This is a genomic window from Candidatus Lokiarchaeum ossiferum, from assembly GCA_025839675.1.
Classification (GTDB): domain Archaea; phylum Asgardarchaeota; class Lokiarchaeia; order Sigyniarchaeales; family Promethearchaeaceae; genus Lokiarchaeum; species Lokiarchaeum ossiferum.
In genome coordinates, this window is the sequence record CP104013.1 from 2,343,244 (window position 1) to 2,363,462 (window position 20,219).

17 protein-coding genes are annotated in these 20,219 nt (G+C 34.9%); 8 read left to right on the top strand and 9 right to left on the bottom strand.

Annotated elements, in window-relative coordinates; translation table 11 throughout:
* Window positions 1–177: 177 nt before the first annotated feature.
* Both NEF87_RS09700 and NEF87_RS09705 read left to right on the top strand, forming a co-directional pair.
* Window positions 178–1,923 (top strand): C25 family cysteine peptidase, encoded by a 1,746-nt coding sequence (locus NEF87_RS09700; RefSeq protein ID WP_457919644.1) that lies wholly within the window; start codon window positions 178–180, stop codon window positions 1,921–1,923.
* Between the two features lie 293 nt (window positions 1,924–2,216).
* Entirely contained in the window at window positions 2,217–2,498 is a 282-nt protein-coding gene (locus tag NEF87_RS09705; protein WP_457919645.1) for a hypothetical protein, read from the top strand.
* A 167-nt stretch (window positions 2,499–2,665) separates the two neighbouring features.
* Here NEF87_RS09705 and sixA read toward each other — a convergent pair whose 3' ends face one another.
* Complete coding sequence (gene sixA, locus NEF87_RS09710; protein ID WP_457919646.1) at window positions 2,666–3,136, bottom strand: phosphohistidine phosphatase SixA; 471 nt, start codon at window positions 3,134–3,136, stop codon at window positions 2,666–2,668.
* 41 nt (window positions 3,137–3,177) lie between these two features.
* On the bottom strand, window positions 3,178–3,663 hold the full coding sequence (locus NEF87_RS09715; RefSeq protein WP_457919647.1) for a GNAT family N-acetyltransferase: 486 nt from the start codon (window positions 3,661–3,663) through the stop codon (window positions 3,178–3,180).
* A 99-nt stretch (window positions 3,664–3,762) separates the two neighbouring features.
* Between NEF87_RS09715 and NEF87_RS09720 the strand changes: the two genes are divergently transcribed.
* Window positions 3,763–4,338: a hypothetical protein gene (locus NEF87_RS09720; RefSeq protein WP_371806273.1), complete on the top strand. Its 576-nt coding sequence runs from the start codon at window positions 3,763–3,765 to the stop codon at window positions 4,336–4,338.
* Between the two features lie 50 nt (window positions 4,339–4,388).
* On the opposite strand, the gene NEF87_RS09725 is transcribed toward NEF87_RS09720, so the two are convergent.
* Window positions 4,389–5,411, bottom strand: a complete 1,023-nt coding sequence (locus tag NEF87_RS09725; RefSeq protein ID WP_457919648.1) for a C45 family autoproteolytic acyltransferase/hydolase — start codon at window positions 5,409–5,411, stop codon at window positions 4,389–4,391.
* A gap of 160 nt (window positions 5,412–5,571) precedes the next feature.
* Here NEF87_RS09725 and NEF87_RS09730 point away from each other — a divergent pair, with 160 nt between their 5' ends.
* From NEF87_RS09730 to NEF87_RS09745, 4 genes are all read left to right on the top strand, one after another.
* Complete coding sequence (locus tag NEF87_RS09730) at window positions 5,572–7,728, top strand: protein kinase domain-containing protein (protein ID WP_457919649.1); 2,157 nt, start codon at window positions 5,572–5,574, stop codon at window positions 7,726–7,728.
* Window positions 7,729–7,956: 228 nt separating this feature from the next.
* Complete coding sequence (locus tag NEF87_RS09735; RefSeq protein WP_457919650.1) at window positions 7,957–14,154, top strand: Loki-CTERM sorting domain-containing protein; 6,198 nt, start codon at window positions 7,957–7,959, stop codon at window positions 14,152–14,154.
* A 218-nt stretch (window positions 14,155–14,372) separates the two neighbouring features.
* Window positions 14,373–14,837 carry an ADP-ribosylation factor-like protein gene (locus NEF87_RS09740; protein ID WP_457919651.1) on the top strand — a complete coding sequence of 155 codons (465 nt, stop codon included), beginning with the start codon at window positions 14,373–14,375 and terminating at the stop codon, window positions 14,835–14,837.
* Between the two features lie 65 nt (window positions 14,838–14,902).
* Entirely contained in the window at window positions 14,903–15,058 is a 156-nt protein-coding gene (locus tag NEF87_RS09745) for a hypothetical protein (protein WP_457919652.1), read from the top strand.
* 54 nt (window positions 15,059–15,112) lie between these two features.
* Here NEF87_RS09745 and NEF87_RS09750 read toward each other — a convergent pair whose 3' ends face one another.
* The 5 genes from NEF87_RS09750 to NEF87_RS09770 all read right to left on the bottom strand — a co-directional run bounded on the left by NEF87_RS09750 (window position 15,113) and on the right by NEF87_RS09770 (window position 17,690).
* Window positions 15,113–15,739 carry an endonuclease dU gene (locus tag NEF87_RS09750; RefSeq protein WP_457919653.1) on the bottom strand — a complete coding sequence of 209 codons (627 nt, stop codon included), beginning with the start codon at window positions 15,737–15,739 and terminating at the stop codon, window positions 15,113–15,115.
* A gap of 8 nt (window positions 15,740–15,747) precedes the next feature.
* Entirely contained in the window at window positions 15,748–16,191 is a 444-nt protein-coding gene (locus NEF87_RS09755) for a ribonuclease III family protein (RefSeq protein WP_371806280.1), read from the bottom strand.
* Between the two features lie 82 nt (window positions 16,192–16,273).
* Window positions 16,274–16,708, bottom strand: coding sequence for an RpoL/Rpb11 RNA polymerase subunit family protein (locus NEF87_RS09760; protein WP_457919654.1), 435 nt, complete (start codon window positions 16,706–16,708; stop codon window positions 16,274–16,276).
* A 60-nt stretch (window positions 16,709–16,768) separates the two neighbouring features.
* A complete protein-coding gene (locus tag NEF87_RS09765; protein WP_371806282.1) occupies window positions 16,769–17,005 on the bottom strand; it encodes a hypothetical protein in 237 nt (78 codons plus the stop codon).
* 88 nt (window positions 17,006–17,093) lie between these two features.
* Window positions 17,094–17,690: an exosome complex RNA-binding protein Csl4 gene (locus NEF87_RS09770; protein WP_457919655.1), complete on the bottom strand. Its 597-nt coding sequence runs from the start codon at window positions 17,688–17,690 to the stop codon at window positions 17,094–17,096.
* Window positions 17,691–17,773: 83 nt separating this feature from the next.
* On the opposite strand from NEF87_RS09770, the gene NEF87_RS09775 reads away from it, so the two are divergent.
* Complete coding sequence (locus tag NEF87_RS09775) at window positions 17,774–18,442, top strand: METTL5 family protein (protein WP_457919656.1); 669 nt, start codon at window positions 17,774–17,776, stop codon at window positions 18,440–18,442.
* A gap of 29 nt (window positions 18,443–18,471) precedes the next feature.
* On the opposite strand, the gene eno is transcribed toward NEF87_RS09775, so the two are convergent.
* The gene (gene eno, locus NEF87_RS09780) at window positions 18,472–19,782 is read right to left on the bottom strand and encodes a phosphopyruvate hydratase (protein WP_457919657.1); all 1,311 of its coding nucleotides are present in this window, start codon (window positions 19,780–19,782) and stop codon (window positions 18,472–18,474) included.
* Window positions 19,783–20,219: the final 437 nt, after the last annotated feature.

Consider the following 20,219-nt stretch of genomic DNA (forward strand, 5'->3'; position numbering starts at 1 on the left):
GATTTCCTTAAATTACTTGCTTAGAAATACATTTGAAAAACTGATGTGAATTCTTTTGGTTATTCATATTTGTAAACACTTTTATATCAATCGAGATTTTTATAAATAACCATGAACAAGAAATTAAAAATCGTTTCCATTTTTTCAATTATCACGCTGATTTTTTGCAATTTTTGCATGAGCACCCAAGAATCTGTTTCTATAAGTGAAAAAGATGCAAATTATCAAATAGATTATTTAATTGTTACCCCTCAAGATTTTATAGAATCAGTGATTCCATTGGCTTTATGGAAAACTCAAAGAGGTATTACATCAGCCATCATTTCAACAGAATCACTATTAAAAAATTTTAAGGGATCAGATGATGCTGAAAAAATTCGAAATGGCATTGCTTATTACCAAGAGTTACACAATATTTCTTGGATCTTATTGGCGGGAAACAATGAATTTATCCCAGTAAACATAATAAAAATTTCATCTTATCAAGATCCGGTTTTTAATTTCATCGCATCGGATCAGTACTATTCTAATTTGGATCAAGCAATTTGGAAAACAATAGAAAATGAATTAGGAGAAGATTATTTCACGCGTCAAAGTATATACAATAGTTACAAAGGATGGGAATCAGAAGTATTTTTAGGTCGTTTTCCCGCCGAAAACAGAAGTGAAGTAGCAAATTGGGTTCAACAACAGATCAAATACGAGCAAGCACCTCCGATTGGACCATGGATGAATCATGCAATATTAGCGGGAGGATTTATTACCTTCGAGGAAGATCGAAATAATGATGGCCTGTGCTTATACTCAAATCGTGAACGTCCGGAATGTGATAGTAATGCATATCATAATTGGCTAAATTCAACAGTGATTCCAGAAAATTGGACGCGATTATTATTAGCAGAGGCCAGTGGTGTCCATCCAACACAAAATAATTATGACGTCGCTCTAAATTCAATCAACTTGGTTAAAGAATTGAATAAAGGCGCCACACTTATAAATATTGGAGCCCATGGATGGGAAGCTAAAACCCTCCATCGAACCATATTTCAAAAGGATATTGATCAAGATTCGATGCAAGATATTGGAGTTGATGCAGTTACCACTCGAGAAACGTTATCAGCAACATCAGATTTAAATAGTGAGGAACGAGAGGGTTTCTATTTTATAGAAAGTTGTACGATTGGAGAATTCTATCATAAAGGTGATCTCTTGATTGATAAACTATTAAATCAAAATGCCATTGGAATTATTGCCTCCGCTGGAGTTAGTAATGCAGATTTAGATTGGGATAACAATAGTAGAACTAGACCTGGAGGCTGGAATCAAGGGCTTTCTTCCAGATTCTGGGAACAAATTTTAATTCATGGAATTAATCAACCGGGAAAGGCATTAGAAGTTGCCAAACGAGATTACATGGCATCATTTCAAGGAACGCTTTCTAAAATTACTAGTGCTGATTACCGCACTATCCATCAATTCAACTTATTCGGAGATCCGGAGGTCCCCTTATGGATGGGGATCCCAAATCGGATGAATGTTACTTTTTCAAATAATTCTGGAAAACTCCAATGCCAAGTTCTTAGTAATTCTTTTCCGCTCGATTCGGCCACAATCACGTTGATAAATTCTACTTTTTATTGGAAAGGGCAAATAGATAATAATGGAATGGCAACTCTCCCAATTTCAAGTGAAAATCTTCAAGATGTCACAATCACAATTTCAAAAAACAAGTACATACCGTATCAAAAAACAATGCAAGAAACGATAACAACGTATCCTTGTATGTTGCTTGATTCAAGAGACGACGTAAATATCAATTCAATAGCTACACCAATTTTAACAATATTAATATTTGGCTTTTTTGGAGTGGTGTTTGTACTGAATAAAGGCTTTAAAAACAAATCGACCATTACTACAAAATAAAATATTTCATCATTACGAATTAATTCATTTTTTTTTAAATTTGACAAATTGGTGCATTAATTTTATAAAGATGAATAAACCGTGATTTGACGCCCTAATTCTTCTTAACAGTGTTTAAACCATTCTTAATAAAAAAATCCAAAATTCTTACTAACTTTTAAATACGTGCATTTTCTAATAATAGTTAGGTTTAGCTCCACAATCAAGATTGATTGTCGGCGTAAACCTCTCTCCAAAAAGCGCATTATGAACAACTTAACGAGAGAACTTGAAAAAAGACAAGGACGATGAAAATGGAAGCCCTAAAAGAAATTATGAAAAATGCAAATCTAATCATGGATGAAATTTATTGGAAGAACATTGATTCAGAGGCAATGCTCCATCTAAAAAATGCTGCAGGGGAATCTCTAACATCTATTAACCTTCATCTTCTCACATTATTAAAAGTGGTTCAAAATGTTGTTGGAAAGGTCCCGAGTGAAGATGATATTTTAGATGACTTGGATCTTATCTTAGATCACAATCTTCATTTACGCAAGAAAAAAAAAGGACGGTTGTGGAAGTCCAAAACTTAACATCAAGATGATTCCATATTTTCCCTTGTTAAAATTGAAAGAAATACCAGAATTGTGTGATTAATCTTGTGGGTAGGGAGGGTGGGTAGAGAACAATAGATTTTCGTAAATATTGATCGAATTACACAAGAGATTATCCCTTTCTTTTTTTAAAAAAGATTCTTTTTTTACTTTTCTATCATATTCGGCAATATTTCAAGTACAACCACCCATTTAGTCTCAGAATATTTTTCTAAACACACGATGCCCGCATTTTGGAAATCAATAGAGGTTTTTTCACCTTCTTGCCCCAATAAAAGCTGTGCAAATCGATTTAAGTGGGGTAGATGCCCAACAATCATAATATTGTCGTCCACACCAATTAGTTTTTGAAACCAAATTTGGGGATCATCGGACGGGTTTAATCCAGTTGTACTCCGAACCTCAGTTGCAGGATGCAAGATCTTTGCAATAATCTCTGCTGTTTGTTGAGCCCGTTTTTTTCCACTATGGAATATACAAGATATCTGAGGGTTTAATTGTTTTTTAGTAAAATGAACGATTTTTTCCAACGATTCTATCCCTATTGGGGTGAGAGAACGTTCGGGATCATCTTGTTTACTATAAGCTAAAGCATGTTGTACAAGAAATAGTTTCATAGATAATGTTTTAATAAGTCAGCAATAAAAAACTATGGTTTCTAATTCTCGAAGCAAAGACGCATTTCTACAAACGGATAAACACCTGCATTGGTTTTTTGGCTAAAATTTCGATATTTCTTAAACCCTAATTTTTCATAGGTTTTAATAGCTCGATGATTTTCTGTCCAAACGCTCAATGTAAATTGAGAGATACCAAATTTTTGTCGAGCAAAGGTTAATCCCGCTTTGATAAATGGAAAACCTAAACCAAGTCCGGTTAATGAAGGTTTTAAGCCTAATCCGATTGAAATCCAGCCTTCTTTTTTCTCGAAATAGAAATATCCTATGCCTTGTTCTTCGGTACTATGTACAATAAAAAAGTGATTAGGCCAGCTGAGAGGATCTAAAATTTCCTTCAAATCTTCTGGATCAGCACGGAAATCATAAAAGGCATATTTTCCTGAATAATGCCACTTCGCTATTTCATGCGCATATTGTATTTTCATCGGTTCAATGAGAAATTCCATGGGTGTATAGTCAATCAAGAAAAACTTGCACTTGAAGTTTTCCCTCAAATAAATTAGATTACTTAAAGAAGTATCAAAAACTTTTATGATCAATAAAAATTATTCGAGAGATTACCTATGTTTGACGATGAAAAAGCCGAATGGGACAAATTCTTCGATTTCTTCAAAGAAAAATTCAATGAAGAAGTTGGATTGATGCCGGGAGTGTTTGAAAACGATGATTATGAGATTGATTTAATAGTCGGGGAAGAAACGGGAGATATCCTAGGAGTAAGAGTCATGCAATCGATAGCCTATGAAGATGATGAAGAAGACGAAGAAGGCGACGCAGAAATTGATGAAATTGCAACTGACGAAGAAGATGAAGAAGAAGATGAATCTGACATGGTGGAAATGATCCAATATGATTTCGTAAAAATGCCCATTGCAGAAACTGAAATTGAAGGAAAACCATATTTCCAACTCCAATTTGGAAGTCCAGAAGAAGAAAGCGAGGAAGAAGAAAAACAAGATAAAGAAACTTCAACTGAAGACAAAGAAGAAAAGGAAGACAATGAATGGTTCAAATTAGTAATTTATTCAAAGAAGAACGAAAATGAAGAAGAAGAAATAACGGGAGCGGTCATGGTTAATGAGAAAAATCCCGAAGAAATTACCGTCTTTGTTGAACATCCAGAATTGGAAGTTTTATAAAGAAAAAAATTTTCAACCATTTTTTTAACTTTTACCCACAGTTCCGTCTTTCATAAATGAAAAGAATCAAAAATGGCTTCATCCCGATCGCGCGGGAAGATTTTTACTTCTATTTCATCAGTAATTTTAAAGAGAGTCGTATTCATGGTCATGTGAACGACATTATGAGGCTCTAACTTACCCTTAATAAAAACGTGATCGTCCCATAAGAGTTTCAACATATCTGAATGAGTAGGTGATACTTGAGAAAGCAACTCACATCCTCGTTCATACCGGATGCGAGTGGTTGAAATTTCATCCGAAGGAATGGCAATAAATGAGAGTTTTTCAGAGATATAATGATTAGTTCGATAATAAACATCGTGAATTTCCGTGAGAGCATGATCGTTACCAGTTATTTCCAAATTAACTGCCCGATGTTCTTTCAGTGATATTATATTGTAACTAACACCACCTGATCTGGGAGAAAACTTAACCGCCCGATCGATAGCATCTTGGATAGATGTAGATTCTAACATCCATCTTCCTAAAATAGTCCGAGGAATCCCAATCGCTTTCACAGGATCAGGAACATAGTTACATGTGATTACAATTCCATGGGAGTTAAATCCGTGAGAAAATCCAGGAACACATCCAGGATACGCATGAGTAAAAATCTGGCATCCATCTTGTAAATTTATAGTCACATAATAAGAATTATCCACTAAAATTTTGTGTAAGTCTTCATTGTGGCCAATTAAAATGCGATCTGGGGTTTTTATCACCAAGGTAGAACAATTTTCATCGTCATAAAGATGCATCAAATTCATTAAAAGAATGGAACGAAAATTTTGGGAAGCACCATCGGCGATCCCCTTGATTTCTTGCAGATATTGGGGGAAATGTTCTTCAATTAATCTTAACGCTTGATCAGCGATAGCAGGATTTTTTTGATCCTGAGACCAAAGGTGTTGAAATCGTGCACTTTGAAGTAAGGTTTGGGTAATGTTATTCAAAAAATGTTCTCCGATTGCAAATCCAATGTCATAATTCGATCCTTCTGCTATGAAATGAGGAAAATGGGTAAAAGTCATTATTTCTTGTTAAGCAATAATGATATTTCAAAGATCACTCACCATGGAGAAAAAATGAAAAATTTTCTAAAGAAAAATGCAAACATTAACCATAAAAAAACTCTCCATTTTAAATTATTAAGAAGCTAAAAACATATTTTTGGATAGTGATTTTCAGCACATGGCCAAATTCAAGAAAAAAACAATTAATTTAAATGGAAACATCTATGTCGCTGAGAAAATAATTGGAAAAGGCCAATTTGGAGTAATATACTTAGCCCGTTCTAAACAAAAAGAAATTCGAGGAAAAAAAATTGGTAAATATGTGGCGATCAAGGAATATTTTGTATCCCGTTTCTATGATCCAGCCTTAAAGGCCAACAAATGTGATCATTATTGGAAACGGGAAATAAATAATACAAAAATTCAGGGAAAATATGGCCCGACTTTGCTGAAATATTTAGATTCTGGTGTGATCCCATATGAAAATCGAGCAGAATACTATATAGTTCTATCCTACATTGAAGGGATGCCACTATCGAAATGGTTTTCTCAATTCCAAGCACACCATCCACTATTTAGAAAAGAAGAAATATCTTACCTTACTTACTCAATTTTAATTCCTTTAGCAAAACATCTAGAATTTTGTCATAGGAGACAATTAATTCACCGAGATCTGTCCGTGGAAAATATCTTCATTGATACTTCACAAAAAGATCTTGTTCGACCTGTAATTATGGATTGGGGAGCATCGAAATTATTAAAAAATGCAGCTAAAGATCCCCAATCAAAAAAATATACAGCCTTCATGAATAAAGGAACACCTCCTGAAATAGTAGTAGGGGCTAGACCAATAGCCGGGTCAGATGTCTACATGTTTGGTCATCTAATGTACTTTTTATTAACAGGGGGTAAAACCGCTCGAACCCCAGCTACCAAAGAAGATTATGTGTTAAAACCTTATATTGATAATCCCCAAATTCCAAAAGAATATGATTTCTTAGTGCAAAAATGTACCCAATATGATCTAAAAGATCGCTTCCAAGATATCAGCATGGTAATTCATGCGTTGGAACAATTAGATAAAGATATTTCTGTTTCAAAAATAACTCATTTTGGAAAATCAAGTCCTAATCAAAAAATTCAATCCCCTCAACAGATGAAAAAAGTTACGGCTACATCTACATCCAGTAATCCATTTATTGCCTCATCCCCTATATTAAAACAAACAGATTCTCCAATTAAATCCTTAAAAGAAACTCTCCCCATTCCAGCCGTCGAAGGTATTCGACCCAAGCCGATATCAACAAATAATGTAAAAATTCAACCAGATTTACAATATTTGAAAAATTTTGAATTGCAAATTAGTCAAAAAGGATTTCAATTTGCCCAAGCATTCATGACATATTTTAAAAATCCTAGTTGGATGTATTTACGCCAAGATACTTTTCAGATTTATCAAGAATTTCTCATGGAGATAAGTGCAGCTCTTTCGAATAAAGAAAATCTAATCCGATACGAAAAAATTGACAAAATTGCATATTTTGTTGGACAAATCACAGGGTCACTACATGATCTGCAAGAAATTATTAAATATTTTGAATTGGTCTTTCAAAAGGCCCCATCCACAAAAGTAATATTCTTAGGGAACTACATTAATAATAATTCTCACGATATTGAATCATTTACCCTTCTTCTTAGTTTTTACTGTCTCTATCCTAACAATGTCATTCTTCTACGAGGAAAAAATGAAGTATTACATGCAATGGAAACCAAGGGATTTGGAAAACATCTCAAATTGAAATTTGGGGCCTTTAGTTCACAAATAAAACACTTATTTCTACAGATTGTACAATCCTTAGATTTGCTTTGCATTACAGACTTCAACCCGAACATGAAATGTTTAGCAAGTTCAGGAGGTATTCCCTTTGATCCCAGTTTACCAGAGGAAATCTGCATTTTGAAGGCTCATTTAAAAGAATTGAATTTAATAACGCCATCTCGAAAAGAAATGTATGTTTATATGCAATCAATTTTGTGGGGAGAACCGAATGAATTTGAAGATATAGTTCGTTCTACTGAGAAAGGAGTCTTTCAATTTAGTTGGAGTTATCTATCAAATTTTTTTAGGCAAAATCATATTCATTATATGTTCCGAAGTGCAACTGAACCATTAGGAAATCGGGTGATCTGGAATTTAGTGAATTCACTAAATTCTTGCGCATATTCGCGAAATAAACAAAAAAGGATCTCTAAAATCATCCGAGTGACGGAAAAGGGCCTTTCTACCCTAGTGATCAAAGATCTCCAAACGTACTATGCGCGAGATTACGCATGAAGGTATTTTTAATTATAAAAAAAAAATTTTGAATTAAACTTAGGATAATACCCATCAATTTAAAACCATAAGAAATAGGACACTTTTCACTGCAGAATCCAAATAATACAGCAATTTTTAGAAAAAATAAGAATTTTTTTCCACTTTAATAGAAATCCAACTTCATGTAGATAGATTAATAAATAAACAAAACAGTCTATAATATACAAATAAGGTGAGGAACAACTAATGTTAGTAAAAAAAAGAATGGTTAGGTTAAGTATCTTCTTTTTAATGGTTTCATCTTTTTATATTGGTACGGACTTATTGCTCGGGGGAAAAACAAGTTCAACTGCCCCTTTAAGTTCAAATGATGATAGCTTTGAAGAGAATGATAGTTATGATCAAGCGTATCCAATAGAAAAAGCCCAAGATTTAGAAGGAGAAGATGGGTGGTATGAAGCAATTTTGCAAGATGAAGATTGGTATATATTTGATCTTGTGGAAGGGGAAAACGTAAGTATATTAATCCTTTTTTATGAAGAAGAAATCCAAGATTATTCAGAAAATGTTGAAGCTGCATGCTATTCTGCCGATCATGTAACTCAAGTTGGAAACATAGACATTGGTCCAGGAATCATTCAGATAAGTATGGAAAGCGCTCCTTCAACAGGAGAATATTTTATTTACTTGAATCCAAATGAATTACAATCTGTTGAATATCAAATAATAATCTGGCCTTATATGGAAGATGAGTATGAGGAAAATGATGAAATATCTTCAGCAAGTGAAATTTATGAAAATTATCGAGGATATGAACTTTATCTTTATGCATTGGATGATGATTGGTATAAAGTCTATCTTGAACCTGGATGGGAATTGTCGGGATATATGTGGTATTTATCATGTGCTGATATTAGCATTGAATTTTATGCTCCCGATGAAACGACTCTATTAAATGCAGGAATTGAAAATGAAGAATATCTCTTCCAAGTGGAAGTTCAATTTGATATTCCGGTGGAATTAATTGATTCAGCAGGATTTTATTACATCCATATTGATTTACTTCAAGGTGTCTCCCTCTATGATCTTGAAATTGATATTGTAGGAAATCCATTACAAGCCCCACAACTCTACCCCATCACACCTAATCCAAGTGATAGCGGATATGTGCAATTGCATTGGAGTTATGATAATGAAGCTAGTTTTTATACAATATATCGGGAGAGTTTTGAAATTGTCGATGTTACTTCCTTGACACCTATTGCGGATTTTATTCAAAACAACTACTATAATGATTTGATAACGGAAAATGGGACGTACTTTTATGCAATAACATCGAATGCTGGAGGAGAATCAACCACCCCTTCCAATAGTGAAAGTGTAGATATTACAATCTTACCATTTACTGAGAGACGTCCCATTTTAAGGAATATATATAACGACGGTTATGGGAGGGTAGAAATATATTGGGATGCAATATACGGTGCAGACTACTATTTAGTGTATCAAGATACCATTGAAATTATTGACTATTCTCATTTGACATCCATCGCTTTGGTTCAACCACATGATGAAGACCAAACAAATTTTTACTGGTCTGGTACAATTGAAGAAAATGGGACCTATTATTATGCCATTGTTGGAGTACAAGGTGAAGATTTCAGCATTGTTTCTAATTCTGAGAGTGTTGACATAGCCATACCCCCATTTAGCGAGCGATCTACAAGATATTTCAATGTATATACATCCTATACGGAGGATGGATTTGTAGAGATGGCATGGGGCAATGTTGAGGGTGCTCAAAGTTACTATCTTTATCGAGATACTACCACAAATTTTGATATTTCTGGATTAGTTCCTATTTCTATACTATCGGGAACTTGGTTTGATGAAGAACTAACCGAAAATGGAACATATTATTACTGCGTGGTACCATTCAATGGAGTGGACTTCGGAATACAATCCGCATGGGAGAGCGTCGAAGTCAATTTGGTTCCTTTCACAGAACGAATTCCGCAGTTGAATCCCATTTCCTGGCATGAATCCTATTATGAAGAAGTCCATTTAAATTGGAACTCATTCCGAGATGCAAATCAATATCTCATCTATCGAGATACGAGTGAAATCACATCTATTGCAGGGATGGAACCAGTGGGACTTTCAGAGTATTCGAGCTTTTCCGACTATGTGTCCACCAATGGAACATATTATTATACCATTTTAGCAACAAATGGATTTGAAACCAGCAAAATATCGAACTGTGAATCGGTAACCGTTAATATCACCCCATTTTCCGAACGGATTATTCCTTATATCTATGTTTATCCAAGAATTTCCGATACTGGGCAGATTGAAATAGAGTGGGAGTCTCTTCATGGAGCAACATCTTATGCGATTTATCGGGAGTCTAGCGAAATCGTTGACATTTCATCTTTAACTCCAGTTTATACAACGTACGAGGAAACCAATTGGCGCGATCAAATTTCCGTGAACGGTACTTATTGGTACACTGTAATAGCAAACAATGGTACGGTTAATTGTACTCTTTCAGCAGCAAAAAGTGTGGAAGTGGCGATTATTCCCTTTTCAGAACGAGAAATGGCTTACATCCACGGATATACCGAACAAAATCGTGAATGGGTATATTTAAACTGGAATGAAGTCTATAGTGCAACTATTTATGAAATCTATCGAAGTAATTCTACAATTACTGATATTTCTGGGTTAAATATTTACGATACTACGACCAGTACTGATTGGCAAGACAATATCCCATATAATGGTACTTTCTACTATGTTGTAAGAGCTTATAATGGGAGTATTTATACACCGATATCTGCATGTATAATGATAGAGCAAATTTTCTTGCCCTTTTATGAATTAGAAACTTACTTCTACGACGTGCAAAGTTACGACGACGGAAGGGTTCATCTTCGTTGGAATGAGATGGTAGACACAGACATCTATGAAATCTATCGAGATACATCAGAAATTACCGATATCTCGGAAATGTTACCTGTCCACATATCTTATGATCGTTGGGATACATCATATGATGATTATGTGGAAGAAAATGGTTTATATTACTATGCTGTGGTAGGTAATAATGGAACATCATATAGCAAGTTATCACCAATTAGATCAGTATATGTAAACATTATTCCCTTCAATGAAAGAATGCCTTCTCTTCAGTGCGATTATGAAACCTCTACTGGTGAAGTTGAACTGGGATGGGATGTATTTAAGGAAGCAGATGTCTATTATATTTATCGGCTTGATTTCCAACCAGACGGAATAGATGGGTTATCACCCATCGCTATGACACCTAATAATTATTATGAAGAAACCTTGACGGTTAATGATACATATTATTATGTAGTAGTTGGTTATGATGGGAATCAATTAAGCCATGTTTCAAATTGTCAGAGAGTTTCCTTACAGATTCTTCCTTTCTCGCAGAGAAAGCCATATTTGAACTCTATTTATTTTGAACCTTCAGATGGAAGGGTGGAAATGTATTGGAAGCAAATGTCGGGTGCAGTAGGTTACTATATTTATCGGGAACAAAACCCTATTACTTCTATTGAAGGATTGGAACCCGTTGGATTTCAAATTGGTAACGGGCTGGATACGCACATATGGTATAGTGATTATCCAGAAGTAAGCAATCATTACTATTATGCTGTAGTAGCGTATGATGGTACCCAAATGAGTTTACCTTCCAATTCTCGGGAAGTATATATGTTTGAATATGAATTTGGTGATAGAAAACCTTATTTCTATTTTGAAAATGTCTGGAACAGCCAAGGGAAAGTATCCTTGGAAATTGAAGATGTAGATGGTGCAATATCCTTCTTCATATTCAGAGACACTTCTTCGATAAGTAGTACTGATGGCTTGGAACCCATTGCAAGGATAGATGCAAACCCAAATAATTGGATAACATATCTTGATATTGTTCCGAACAACGGTGAATATTACTATGCGATAATTGCAAACAATGGAACGACCAATTCATCCCTATCCAATTATCGAGATACTTTTATAGATGGGATTCAAGATGTTGAGACACCTGAAATCAATAATTATAATAAATATGATTCAGGAGAAGTATATATTGAATGGGATTATCAAACTTCTGCAGCAGAATACCTTATTTACCGAGAGATGAGTAATATTACAGACCTAGATGGATTGACCCCATTTGCAAGATGCCATAGTTCTTCATTTCATGATTATTCCATTGCCACAAATGATTCCTACTACTACGTTGTAGTGGCAAGAAATGGCATATATACAAGTGAAATGTCGAATTGTGTCAATATAACAGTCAATATGTATGTAGTTGAAGAAGCACCATTTTTATCGGCAGTATATAGATCCAGTGATTACCAGATATATTTAGATTGGGATTATGTTTCCAACGCTAATGTCTATTATATATATCGAGATTTAACTGAAATCACCGATATTTCTGGTAAGGTCCCCATATCTATTAGAACGGACTCAACTTATTACTATGATAACAAGATTTTCGAGGAAGGCATCTATCATTACGTTGTAGTGGCAGGAAATGGGGCAGGTAATTCTTCTTGGTCAAATTGTTTAAATGCTACGATTGAATTTCTTCCCCCAACCACGCCAATTTTAGCGAGTATAAACCCTTCAATTGATCTTGATGGAGAAATTTACCTCGATTGGGACAATATACCATATGCAGACGGATACTATATCTATCGATGTGATACGGAGGTTTATAATGCAGCGAACTTGATTTTAATTGGAAATACTGGAAGTAGCTCGTATTCTGATTGGGTTTCAGAGAATCAGATCTATCATTATGCCATTGTTGCGAGTAACGAACTTGGAGTTAGTGAATTGTCTAACATAGAATCAGTCGAAAATCAACGTCCAGCGATCCCGAATCATGCATATGTTCCTTCAGGTTATGAATGGATTGATACGACAAGTAATGTTATAATGGATCAATACGAAAGCGAATCTTACTTAGAAATTGATCTACCCTTCAGTTTTGATTTCTACGGGATTTCCTATTCGACTGTATATGTATGTAAAAATGGATATTTGACCTTTGCTGATTCCGCATACAAATATTGTGGAGGAATTTATAACGATTTTCCAAACTCTGTTGATAATTTGAAATATGTTATTTCACCATTCATGGAATATCTGTACCTAGGTACCATGAGTACCATAAGTGTAACCAATGGATCAGGATATTGTGCCATTTCATGGGAGAATATGGAGTATAATGAAGGATACTCGACAAGCTTCCAAGTTATCTTGTATGACGACGGTTCAATCAAATTTCAATATGATTATGTCGAAGATGTTGATTCATATACTACGGTAGGGCTGAATTTGGGTGATGGTATCCACGGTGAGTTTTATCTTGGATTAACTACCCAAACCGATGATTTTGCCTTTATGTATGTCCCCTATTTAGAAAATACTAATCCATCGATGACCCTTCCCAATGATCTAAGTTATTATAGTAACGATGTAAAAACATATTCATTGAGTTGGACCATCACGGATCCAGATGTTTATCAACCAATTTATCGAATAATGGTTGATGGGGAAATGATTGTAGATGATACCGTATGGACATCTGGGACTATGATTAACTTCGATGTGACAGGATGGGAGGTAGGCCAACATTTAGTCATGATTTTCATTGAAGATGGGTTTGGAGGAATCGTTGTGGATTATGTTTGGATTTTCGTAGAAGAAATACCCATAATTTTGACTGCAGGAGATCTCTTCTACGAAGAAGGGGAAAGCCAACCTCAAATTCTAACATGGACGATTATCGACAATACCTACAAAGCACCAACTTATAATATAACGATGGATGGAGTAGTGATGGTTGAAAATGAACCATGGCCGGGAAATAAATCCATTAGTTATGATGTGTCAGCACTTGCTGCAGGAAATTATGTCATTGAATTGATAGTGAGTGATGGGATGGGAAACACAGCTCGTGATGCTGTAATTGTTTCCGTTTACGCTCTATCAGATAACTCCCCCCACATAACATCTCCTGAAGATCTAACCTACTATGCAGGGTCGACCGAATCCTACATTCTCAGTTGGACGATTACAGATGCAACAGTAAACAATCCCACATACTCCATTGAAGTCGATGGAACAATGGTTATTGAGAATGAATCTTGGGTAAGTGGGGATACAATTGAATTTGATGTGTCAAATTGGGAAGAAGGAATCTACACCGTCAAAATCACCGTGAAGGATGGATACAATGGCGAAGCTATCGATGTAGTTGTAGTCACAGTTACCGGAACACCTGATGGAAGTCCATTTAATTTGGAATCAATTCCAGGCTTCAACATAATATACCTATTAGGTATTTCAGCGATCGCAATTAATATACTCAAGAAACGGAAAAAGTATCACTTATAAGCGGATCTAGAACTTTTTTTTCATTTTCATTTTTTTCTCTTTCTCTTCCCTTTCTATGCAAGATTTTGTTTTTCCCTTCACTTCACTTTTTGGTAATTCTAAGGGAGAATAGTACCCACATATTCTACTAATGATAAGCTTGTATTATTCCATTTCATATTGACAAATTGGTTCTTCTTCCTCAAGTGTAAGCTCTAGCAAAAGAGAGAGTGAAAATTATGAGTGCATTCAAAACGTGTTTAATAGGAGAATCAGGTGTAGGAAAATCTACCCTTTCGAAAATGTTGCGGCAACAATCCGTAACAGATCCACGAAAACCGACAATTGGAGTAAATATTGAAAAAATACCTACAAAGGAAGGCAATATGTGCCTATGGGATCTGGCGGGACAAAGACGTTTCCGTTTAATGTGGAATGAATTTATGCGAGGATCGGAATTGACCATCGTCGTGACTGATTCCTCCACCAAAAATGTGATGTTAACCAAAGATTTAATCGAACGCCATTTGAATAACTCCGCGGCCAAGATCATTGCAATTGCAAACAAGCAAGATCTCGAAAATCGGATGAATCCAGGTGAAATAGAAGCAGCCTTAGGTATACCCACTTTTGGGATGGTTGGAATTCAGAGTGAAAACAGTGAAAAATTACAACAAATAATTGAACGTAATATTCGAAAATAACATTTTTTAACTTACTAGCAATATCTGACGCCCCCTTTTTTAAACAAGAAAGAAAAATGAGAAAAATGAGCACAAGAACAGAAGTTAAAGCAATATTTTATACTTGTTCCCGATGCCATAAAAAGCATTTTGGACACCAACGTAAGTTTGACCGCCATATTGAACATGCGGATTTGTCACGAGTATTAATCCACTTCGACATCCAAAAATTTGAGCCCTAAATCATTTTTTCCTCCTTTATTTTGAATCTGAAACACCTTCATAATAGGTTGACTTCATTCACCAAACTCAATTCTCGATTCAGAAGCGATAATATGAGCCAAACGTAAAGGTTCAGGAATAGCTGAAAACTCTGAAAGATGATGGAATAAGGGAATAAGTTGATGTTTCTCAATACCTATCGCATGAAAATATATAATGCGCGAGATCCCGGGATTATGGTTTATTTCGACTTTTAAACTCTCTAAGCCAGGAAGCTGTTCTAAATATGCAATTTGGTCAGCTTTGCTTGGAAAAACTTCTTGAAAAACCTCACCAATTTTGCTTTTAGGACGCCTATCGGGCAACAATATGACAGGTATATGAGTTTGCTCATAAATAGTAAATGCATTGGGCAGATTAAACCCTCCCATTGTAGGAGAATCAATGAAGATTAATTGAATCTCGTTTAAATAGGGGTTTTGCTGGATCACTTCAAGAATTTTCTCCGTGGCATCTGTCCCATCCACAGTGATTTGGGATCGAGTAGTATGCAATAATTGTAAACCGCGACACGTCACCCCAACTAACGGAACTTTCGTTGGATTGACTGTTAAATTAGGATTCAGAATGCGATTATGTGCCAAATCCATTTTAGAATGCGGAGCATCATCAAAAGCTATCGTGACGATGTTTTTTTTCATAAATGACCTTAAGCAAATTTGGGTAATAAATGGTCTTTAATTTTGAGTAATAAATGTAAAAAGGCTTGAGTTGCTCCTTGTGATTCAGTTTTAAAATCATTGAGATCATAGAGTGACAATTTTTCCATCAAGATTAGCGAAATTTGTTCAATACTCCATCCTTCAGAACAGTAAATATAGCCAATAAAGGCTTCTGTTGTATCAGCTAAAGCATGAGCATCCGATCGGACTTTTGCAAAGGGTTTCATCCCTGCTTCCTTTAAAGCATGGGATAATATTGTACGGTTAACTTTTCGAGCATCTAATCTCCCAATAACTAAAGATTTCGCTAACGAATATGAGGTATTTGTAATACTATCCCCAAATTTAGCTAACCCTTTATTGATTCCAATTTCTTTCATGGAATGGATTCGAGGTAGAATTTTTTGTAATTCTGGATGAAGATCTTTCATTGAAATCAGCCCACAACGCTCTATGTAAGTAAGGAAAAAAGATAGTTAAGAAAATTGTTATTAAATGGTTTATGTGAATATTCTAAATTTTCATGGCTGCAACTGCATTACCCATCCCTTTCCATTCAGTACGCATGAGTTTCACAGCTTCTTTCAAAATTAATCTTATATCTCGGGTTCCATCGGTACGAATGTAGATATTGGCTGGAGATAAACTAGTATTTTTGTATGCGGCAAATGAAACCCCGTTACATTTCAAGACTTTGGAGACGAGATAATTCATAAATCCATGGGATTGATGATTGACATGTAAATAATAATTATTAGTATTTTCTTGTTCTAGACTTAATTTGAGATATTTCCAATCTTTAACCATTTCTTCATCTTCAAGTTGATCAGCCAATGTGTCTGCCAAATCAAGCTCAGAAGAAGGTTCTTCTGATTTTTTTTTAATATCTTCGGACTTATCAGCCATCAGCTCATCGTCCAACTCATCTTCAAGATTATTTTTAGCCATTAATTATCGCCACTATGTGTTTATATATACCATTAAAAAAAAAATTTGTGATTTACCAATTTATTCTTCATCTTCACTCGGGATTTTTTCAATAAATTCTCGAATTTGATGTTCAAAAAGATTAAGTTTATCTTTTGGTCCAGCGATGTTTAACTTTAACCCGGTATCATGCGCATAATCCACACTCATACGAATCCCACTAGAATTTGCTTTATGCTCCGCAAAGTTGATTGTGTCTTCCAAATCATATGCATTAGTGATATTGAGTAGGATTGTTTTTCTTCCTGATTTTGCCATAAAAATCTCCTGATTTTTGCAATAATTGCAGCCGTTTTCATTAATTAAGAAAAAAGTTAAATTATTTGTGATTTATTAAAAAAAAGTGTTAAAACTTTAACACTTCGACAGGATCTCCAAAATCATTAGCCATGATTTTCCGATCATAATGATTGCAAAATGGACAAATTGATTGACCCTTCCCTTTTCTTTGCATTTCTTTTCCACAGTATTTACAAGTTGAGGTGATTACGCCCAAATTTGGAGCATTAGTAGCGATGCTATATTCTTTTCCTCTTTGAGCGATAATTTTTGCTCGTATCATATCGGTTTTCTGAAAAACATTGTCCAGCTTATCAACATAACTTCGCGATACATTGGCCACATGAATATTTCCAATTAGACCTAGATCCATAACGAGTTTTTGATTCAAAGTTTGAATTCGCACCCCCACGGAACTTTTCCGGATCATATACACTTCCCCAGTAATAATATCTCCATGTTTTGGGACAATTTCATTTGTACTCGTAGTGTTTTCAATAGTAATTGTTCGTTCACTTTCATTCACTTTTAATATACCAGAGATCGCGGCACAAACCTTTCCGTCTTCTACATAGGTGGAGTCATTTTTCCCTAAATATTGTTCCTCCATTCTGAGAGGATCACCAATATTTACAAAGGTTCCCGATTGAATTTCGTTCATCATTATCGTTCTCACGTTTTTTTTCCGTTGCATATTTAATAAAGTACCATCACTTTAAAAATATTGGAGCAGATCGAAAATTGGGAATGAAGAAATCAGAGTTGATCAATATTATTCAAGGTTTGAAAGTGTTCTCAAATCCGAAGTTGAAATATGAACAATACATCACCGACGCCATATCCACGGCGGATCTTATGTTCCATTTAACCTTTACTAAAGGTGATTTACAGAATAATATCATTGTAGATCTTGGATGTGGATCGGGAAATTTAACGGTTGCTGCAGCAATATTGGGAGCAAAAAAAATTATTTCAGTGGATATTGATTCCGACGCAATTAAAATATTGAAGGAAAATCTTACAACATACGATTTACAATCAAAAGTAGAAATTATCCAAGCAGATTTGCAAAAAGAATCTATTCTCCCCCAAATTCAAAATATCACAAAGAAAGATTTTTTGGAAAACTCCAAAGCTAAAATAGTGGTTATTTCAAATCCACCTTTTGGAGTAAGAAATAAAGGCGTGGATGTCGCCTTTCTCAAGCAAGCTCTTCAATTTGCTGATGTTATTTATAGTATTCATCTTGCTAATACGAAAACCCAAGTGTACCTTGAAGAAAAAATCCCCAAGCTTGGAGGTTTTATACTAGAACGGTCGACGTTATATTTAACATTGAAACATACCTACAAACATCATAATAAAGCGCAAAAATCGGTTCAAACAGATATCTATCGTATTATACCCAGAAAATAAGATCTTTGAAAAAAAAATAAAAAAGTAGATTACTGATAAAGTTTGTAATCTTCATATTTATCTGGGAAGAATGCTTTTTCACCTAATTCTTCTTCAATACGCAAAATTTGATTGTATTTAGCATTCCGATCTGATCGACAAGGAGCACCAGATTTAATTTGCCCCGTGCATAAACCAACTACAATATCTGCAATGGTATTATCAGAGGTTTCACCAGAGCGATGGGACACCATCACAGTAAAATCATTAGCATACGCTAATTTACAAGCAGCAATGGATTCACTGATGGAGCCAATTTGATTAATTTTTAATAATAAAGAGTTGCCTGCACCAGTATCAATAGCTTTTTGCAATCTTTTCACATTTGTTACTGTAAGATCATCGGTAACTACTTGACATTTACCTTTAACGCGAGTGGTTAAATCGGCAAATTCTTTCCAACCTTCTTCGTCAAATGGATCTTCCATAGAAGTAATTGGATATTCGTCAATTAATGTGGCCCAATAATCAACCAACTCACTGGGAGTCAAATGCTTACCATCAATGAAATATGTATTCTTTTCCTTATCGAAAAATTCAGAAGCAGCAGGATCCATAGCTAAAACAAAATCTTCACCAGGTTTGTACCCACGATTCTTGATCGCTTCCATGATAATATTCAAAGCATCGCGAGTCATTTCCAAGGCAGGAGCAAATCCACCTTCATCTCCCACATTACAGCTACTCGCACCATATTTCTTCTTAATCACCTTTTTCATTTCATGATAGACTTCAGTGGTCATTCGAAGTCCTTCCGAAAATGATTTGGCTCCAATTGCTTGAATCATAAATTCTTGAGGTGATAAACTCCCTCCTGCATGTTTTCCACCATTTAACACATTTGAAGAGGGAATTGGTAATAAATATTTATCAGTTTTCTTTCCATGGGCCAATTCATAAACATGCTCATATAATGGAATCCCCTTGATAATAGCAGCAGCCTTTAAGGCACACATTGAAACAGATAAAATCGCATTGGCACCAAACTTACCTTTATTGGGAGTACCATCCGCAACAATCATAGCTTGGTCAATTTTTTCTATATCATCGCAATTCATTCCAATAACAATTTTACTAATTTCTTCATTGACATTTCGCACGGCTTTTGAAACACCCTTTCCTCCAAACGCATCTCCACCATCACGTAGTTCAACAGCTTCTGCTTCCCCGGTGGATGCACCGGATGGAACAGCAGAACGTACAAAGGTATTATCCCCCACCCACATATCACATTCGACTGTAGGGTTACCGCGAGAATCCAAGATCCATCGGGCTTTAATCTTCTTGATTTCAAAATTCATTTTATTTTCACCAAAAAATAGGTTCAAATTAAAGAAAACGTTCTCCCCTAAGAATTTTGGGAAAAAAATATGAAGGATGAATAGAGAATAAAGGATTCACGTTTTATAGTTAGAACTTCGCCAAATAAATCAGAACAAATAATCACTTTTACTCTTTTTCCACAATTTTGAATATAAATTTCATGAAACTGCTAGAAAACATAATGAAATTTTAGTTTCTTGAAGATGAAAGATCAAAATCTAAAATAGATAGTTACTCATCAAATCTAAAATTATTGAAAGTTCTTTTATTATTGTTGTAAACTCCGCAAAAAATCGATAGGGATTTCATAAATTAAAAATTAAGACGATGTCAAACAATAAATCTTGCTATCTTCTTATTGCATTAAAGATACGGAAGATAATAGCTATTTAACATTTAATAAATCAAATATGAT

Bases quoted from the DNA above. Each gene is read 5' to 3' on its own strand.
- eno (WP_457919657.1), bottom strand. From the start codon at position 19,782: ATGAATTTTGAAATCAAGAAGATTAAAGCCCGATGGATCTTGGATTCT.
- NEF87_RS09775 (WP_457919656.1), top strand. From the start codon at position 17,774: ATGAAGAAATCAGAGTTGATCAATATTATTCAAGGTTTGAAAGTGTTC.
- NEF87_RS09740 (WP_457919651.1), top strand. From the start codon at position 14,373: ATGAGTGCATTCAAAACGTGTTTAATAGGAGAATCAGGTGTAGGAAAA.
- sixA (WP_457919646.1), bottom strand. From the start codon at position 3,136: ATGAAACTATTTCTTGTACAACATGCTTTAGCTTATAGTAAACAAGAT.
- NEF87_RS09770 (WP_457919655.1), bottom strand. From the start codon at position 17,690: ATGATGAACGAAATTCAATCGGGAACCTTTGTAAATATTGGTGATCCT.
- NEF87_RS09745 (WP_457919652.1), top strand. From the start codon at position 14,903: ATGAGCACAAGAACAGAAGTTAAAGCAATATTTTATACTTGTTCCCGA.
- NEF87_RS09730 (WP_457919649.1), top strand. From the start codon at position 5,572: ATGGCCAAATTCAAGAAAAAAACAATTAATTTAAATGGAAACATCTAT.
- NEF87_RS09750 (WP_457919653.1), bottom strand. From the start codon at position 15,739: ATGAAAAAAAACATCGTCACGATAGCTTTTGATGATGCTCCGCATTCT.
- NEF87_RS09725 (WP_457919648.1), bottom strand. From the start codon at position 5,411: ATGACTTTTACCCATTTTCCTCATTTCATAGCAGAAGGATCGAATTAT.
- NEF87_RS09705 (WP_457919645.1), top strand. From the start codon at position 2,217: ATGGAAGCCCTAAAAGAAATTATGAAAAATGCAAATCTAATCATGGAT.
- NEF87_RS09735 (WP_457919650.1), top strand. From the start codon at position 7,957: ATGTTAGTAAAAAAAAGAATGGTTAGGTTAAGTATCTTCTTTTTAATG.
- NEF87_RS09700 (WP_457919644.1), top strand. From the start codon at position 178: ATGAGCACCCAAGAATCTGTTTCTATAAGTGAAAAAGATGCAAATTAT.
- NEF87_RS09755 (WP_371806280.1), bottom strand. From the start codon at position 16,191: ATGAAAGATCTTCATCCAGAATTACAAAAAATTCTACCTCGAATCCAT.
- NEF87_RS09720 (WP_371806273.1), top strand. From the start codon at position 3,763: ATGTTTGACGATGAAAAAGCCGAATGGGACAAATTCTTCGATTTCTTC.
- NEF87_RS09760 (WP_457919654.1), bottom strand. From the start codon at position 16,708: ATGGCTAAAAATAATCTTGAAGATGAGTTGGACGATGAGCTGATGGCT.
- NEF87_RS09765 (WP_371806282.1), bottom strand. From the start codon at position 17,005: ATGGCAAAATCAGGAAGAAAAACAATCCTACTCAATATCACTAATGCA.